This window comes from Plectonema radiosum NIES-515, assembly GCF_025753815.1.
In the GTDB taxonomy this organism is placed as follows: Bacteria; Cyanobacteriota; Cyanobacteriia; order Cyanobacteriales; family Nostocaceae; genus Hassallia; species Hassallia radiosum_A.
Genome location: NZ_JAOWRF010000025.1, coordinates 1 through 3,187 on the forward strand (window position 1 = coordinate 1; position 3,187 = coordinate 3,187).

A 3,187-nucleotide genomic window follows, 5' to 3' on the forward strand; every position below is an offset into this window, starting at 1 on the left:
CTCCCTCTCCCCCCCTCCCCCTCTGGTACCTCAACGATAAAATTAAAAGCTTCACACCTGATTATGTTAGACAGTTTGACTATGCAAACCACACAAATATTTAATTGCGTTACTTGTCCCTACCCAAATCCTGATGCTTCGGTGCGTTTATTCTGCTTTCCCTACGCAGGAGGTAGTTCTCTGATTTTTCGTCCGTGGTTGAGAAGTCTACCTACAACTGTCGAAGTTTGTCCCATCGAACTTCCGGGACGGGGACTCCAAATGAGGTTAACTCCTTTCTCACGGTTACAACCGTTGATTTCGACTTTAGCTTCTGCCCTCTTGCCATATTTAGACAAACCATTCGCTTTTTTCGGTCATAGTCTCGGTGGGTTGGTCTGTTTTGAACTTGCTCGTCAACTTCGTAGAGAGCATAATCTTAGTCCAGTTCACCTATTTGTTTCTGCTAGGTGCGCTCCTCACATCCCGTCACGAAAGCCAGCTATTCACGCACTACCAGACACTGAGTTCATTGAAGAACTGCGCCGTCTCAATGGTACACCGGATTCAGTATTGCAGAATACTGAATTGATGGAACTGCTCATCCCGATTCTACGGGCAGATTTTGCAGTGTTGGAAACTTATGTTTACGCCCAGGAACTGCCACTTGAATGTCCAATTACTGTTTTTGGTGGGTTACAAGACAAAGAAGTAGGTCTTCAAGAATTGGAAGGATGGCGATCGCACACCATAGCTGCTTACAATTTACAGATGTTCCGTGGGGATCATTTTTTTATCCAATCGGAACAACTACTTTTACTTCAAACTTTAGCTCAACATTTGCACGCGCTAACTTAAGTTTTGGATTTTTTTTTACGCAAAGGTACGCGAAGTTTGGCGCAGAGGTACGCAGAGAAGATACGATCGAATGGACAAACGTCGTGAAAAACAATTATTAGACATCTCCGAAAAATATGCGTTATCCAAACCCCAAGAGACGCGAAATTTCGCGTCTCTACATTGTTTTCCAACAGATGTCTATTGTGACGTCACAATAATTGTTTTCCGGAGATGTCTATTTTCTTTTTTGTAAACTACATTCGCTTTTGAATTAGCCTGATTCAAAAGCTGCTATTGTTTTTGAGTAGCGATCGCCAGTCTTGCACCTTTTACCTGACGCACTTTATCCATCACCGCCACAACCTTACCATGTGCAACGGTTTCATCGGCATTAATTACTACTATTGCCTCCGGGTTTGTACTAATTAAATTACGTACTTGTTCAGTCAGCGCATCAATGGTTGTCGGCTTTTTGTTCAAGCTCACCTGTGCTTGGGAATCTATGGTAATAGTGATTCTTGGGGAAATTTGAGATTGTTGAGATGTGGTAGCTTTCGGCAAGTTTACTGGTAAACCTTCCTGTCGAGTTAAAAACAGGGTTGACATGATAAAAAAGGTCAAAATTGCAAATATCACATCAATCATCGGCACGATATTTATTTGCGGTGGAATATCAGGTTCATCTGGTAGTTGCATATAATTTTTCTCCTTCGTAACGACGGCGATAAAGTAGTTCTAATTGTCCCCCATATTCTTGCATAAAGGCGATTTGACGGGCGTTGCATAATAAGGTATGGTTCTATCCCTCTGTTTAGTTAATTCAAACCGCAATCACCAACGCCGATTATGGAGGAGCAATATTACGATGGCATATAGTGACTTTACGCTGGAAATGGTGCTTGAACAGTTCAATATCACCATTCGGGAGACTCGTTCCCTAATTCAAAGTCAACCCGTACAACCGACGGAACTACTAGTAGCGATTCTGGAACGGGAAATGCCTTGGGCGATCGCAGTGGGTTCTGAAATTGCTCGTTATAGCGGGATTATTGCCCAAGTGCTCCTAGAGGTGAGAGAGATGAAACAGCAGCAGATAAGTTTATTTGCTGGTAAAGAATTTAACGTAGACCCGGAACGCAAGTTAAATGGCTACTGTGATTTTTTAATTAGCCTTAGTCCCATTCAGTCGGTGATTCAAGCTCCAGTTGTGGTGATTGCGGAAGCCAAACGTGGTATTTTAGAAAATGGGCTAGGACAATGTGCCGCCGCTATGGTAGCAGCACAACAGTTTAATCAAACCCACAATCTTGCTATTCCCTCTGTCTACGGTTGTGTAACCAACGGCAGTAGTTGGAAATTCCTCAAGCTCTCAGGAAGTGAACTTGTGGTTGATATTACTGAATATGACATAACACCTATTGATCGCCTTTTAGGAATTTTGTTGGCAACGCTCGCAACTGATTAGCAATTAGACATCTCCGTAAATGAACTATGCGTTGCCCGAAACCCTTGATTAGACGTAAGCTAGCTACGTCTCTACATCTTTTCCACTCCTATGTCTATTAGTGTGAATAACAATTCAAAATTCAAAACCCTTTACCCCTCTTAAAATTGCCCATTGTCCAACTTTAATTTTTCAAAAGCCTCTAGGGGAACCTTCACCACGAGGATCGGCTGCTCCTTCTAAGGTTCCATCTGGGGTGACAACGATCGCGTTAGCATTACCCCAAGGAGTAGTTTCCTTAATATTTTGTCCGCGACGCCGTAAGTCTTGCAGAGTCACAGCATCTAAACCCCAAGGTTCGGTTCGCAAGTCATCGGGAAGCCATTGATGATGTATGCGTGGCACAGAAACAGCTGCACCTGCATCCATGTTGTATTCCAAGACATTCAAGATGACTTGCAGCACTTGGGTAATGATGGTACCACCTCCCGGCGCACCCACCGCCATGCGGAGGCGATTATTTTCGGTGATAATTGTCGGAGTCATGCTGGATAAAGGAGTTTTGCGGGGTGCGATCGCATTCGCTTCATTACCCACCAAACCATAAGCATTTGGTACTCCCGGAGCAGCTGCAAAATCATCCATCTCATCATTGAGCAAAATACCAGTTCCCGACGCTACCACCCCAGAACCAAAAGCATAGTTTACCGTAAAAGTCAAACTAATCGCGTTACGCTGTTCATCCACAACGTTAATGTGGGTAGTTTCCGGAGACTCGTAGGGAAGACGAGGGGATGAGGGGGATGAGGTGACAAGGGGACAAGGTGACAAGGGGACAAGGTGACAAGGAGACAATGAGAATAATTCTTTCCCCCCCTGTCCCCCTGTTCCCCTCCCCCCCTCCCCCTTGGGACAAAGAATCCA

The 3,187-nt window shown here is 44.4% G+C and carries 4 protein-coding genes; 2 read left to right on the top strand and 2 right to left on the bottom strand.

Features of this window, described 5'->3' with window-relative positions; translation table 11 throughout:
- On the top strand, positions 1-837 hold an 837-nt coding region (locus OGM63_RS01755), incomplete at its 5' end, for a thioesterase II family protein (RefSeq protein ID WP_318528385.1).
- A gap of 273 nt (positions 838-1,110) precedes the next feature.
- Here the strand turns inward: OGM63_RS01755 and OGM63_RS01760 are convergent.
- Positions 1,111-1,515 carry an ExbD/TolR family protein gene (locus OGM63_RS01760; RefSeq protein ID WP_263743779.1) on the bottom strand — a complete coding sequence of 135 codons (405 nt, stop codon included), beginning with the start codon at positions 1,513-1,515 and terminating at the stop codon, positions 1,111-1,113.
- 169 nt (positions 1,516-1,684) lie between these two features.
- Between OGM63_RS01760 and OGM63_RS01765 the strand changes: the two genes are divergently transcribed.
- Positions 1,685-2,284: a hypothetical protein gene (locus OGM63_RS01765; protein WP_263743780.1), complete on the top strand. Its 600-nt coding sequence runs from the start codon at positions 1,685-1,687 to the stop codon at positions 2,282-2,284.
- A gap of 171 nt (positions 2,285-2,455) precedes the next feature.
- Here the strand turns inward: OGM63_RS01765 and OGM63_RS01770 are convergent.
- The coding region (locus tag OGM63_RS01770) for a gamma-glutamyltransferase (protein WP_263743781.1) at positions 2,456-3,187 on the bottom strand (732 nt) is incomplete at its 5' end.

Excerpts from the sequence above, each read along its gene's own strand:
- OGM63_RS01760 (WP_263743779.1), bottom strand. The coding sequence starts at position 1,515 with ATGCAACTACCAGATGAACCTGATATTCCACCGCAAATAAATATCGTG.
- OGM63_RS01765 (WP_263743780.1), top strand. The coding sequence starts at position 1,685 with ATGGCATATAGTGACTTTACGCTGGAAATGGTGCTTGAACAGTTCAAT.